Annotated in this window: 2 protein-coding genes; one reads left to right on the forward strand and one right to left on the reverse strand. The window is 55.1% G+C overall.

All coding sequences use genetic code 11. The features are described from left to right. Window positions 1-168: recombinase family protein (locus RH90_RS21900; protein ID WP_010189291.1), on the reverse strand; the 168-nt coding region annotated here is incomplete at its 3' end. 214 nt (window positions 169-382) lie between these two features. On the opposite strand from RH90_RS21900, the gene RH90_RS23120 reads away from it, so the two are divergent. Beyond that, window positions 383-1,238: DGQHR domain-containing protein (locus tag RH90_RS23120; protein WP_198283489.1), on the forward strand; the 856-nt coding region annotated here is incomplete at its 3' end.

Raw genomic sequence — 1,238 nt, forward strand, 5'->3', positions numbered from 1 at the left:
GTCGGCCTGCTTACCGGACGCGTGCTCCGAATAGATCGGATCGCACCCCTTCGCGCGCAGCACGTCGAGCTGGGGCGCAAGGTCCTGGTCTACCGTGGACACGCGCGCATATCCGATCCTGCGCGTGCCGGCATGGCCGGGAAGGGGGGAAGGCGTTCCGTTCAACATTCAATCCGCAGCTTACGTTTTCTAGACGTAGTTTCTCGCACGGGTTGTTGGACATTTCAACGCCATAAATGGCAGATTTTTGGCCGCTGCCGGCGATGTTCAGAAAACGGCCCTTTGTTGAACGTCGTGTGCTACCTATCGCTTGCCTCATCATAGCAGGCGCTGCATCGTGCCAACATGAGGCTTCCCGCAGCCGGGGGCGAATGGGGATGTGATGACAGAGCCGAAGTTGCGTACGGTACCGGCCCTGAAGGTCAATCAATGGCTCTCAGGCTGGGATAAGATCGATTTTAACCCAGACGAGCATCGTGCCAAACCGGCGCAGCATTTCTTTATGTTTTCGCTGCCCGCTCGTGAATTGCGAAGCTTGTCAGGGATCTCACGCCGTCAAGCAAACAACGTTGCACCGAGAACTGATGACCTCGGGATTCAGCGTCAGCATGATCCAGAGCGTTCCGAGGAAATCAGCCGCTTCGTTGAATACGGATATCCTTGGTCAACCTTGAGCGAGGCGAAGCGCAGCAGTGCTGATTTTAATGACCTGCGGAAACCGGGGTGGCTCCCAACTGCCGTCGTATTAAACATCCTTGTCAGTGGCGACGCACGAAATGAGTCGCGGATCGATGATAATGATTTAGCTTCCATTAACGACGCCGCTGACAGTATCAAACTTCTGCTTCCGTACGAGAAGTGGAACGCCGCATGGGCCCCGAAAGGTCTCCCGCCATTCGAAGTCATTGACGGCCAACATCGTTTATGGGCTTTCGACGAGTCGTCCCAGCTTGATAACTTTGAGTTGCCTGTGGTCGCATTTGTCGGTCTAGATATAAGCTGGCAGGCTTATCTATTCTGGACAATTAATATCAAGCCCAAGCGAATAAACGCAAGCTTGGCCTTCGACCTCTACCCTTTGCTTCGAAGTGAGGACTGGCTCGACCGGGCCGAGGGGCACGCTATCTACCGCGAAACCCGCGCGCAGGAACTCACTGAAATACTTTGGTCATATCCAAGCAGCCCTTGGTATGACCGCATCAACATGTTGGGCGAGCGGCAGAACCGCTGGGTGACAC

This window comes from Sphingomonas sp. PAMC 26605, from assembly GCF_000241485.1.
In the GTDB taxonomy this organism is placed as follows: Bacteria; Pseudomonadota; Alphaproteobacteria; order Sphingomonadales; family Sphingomonadaceae; genus Sphingomonas.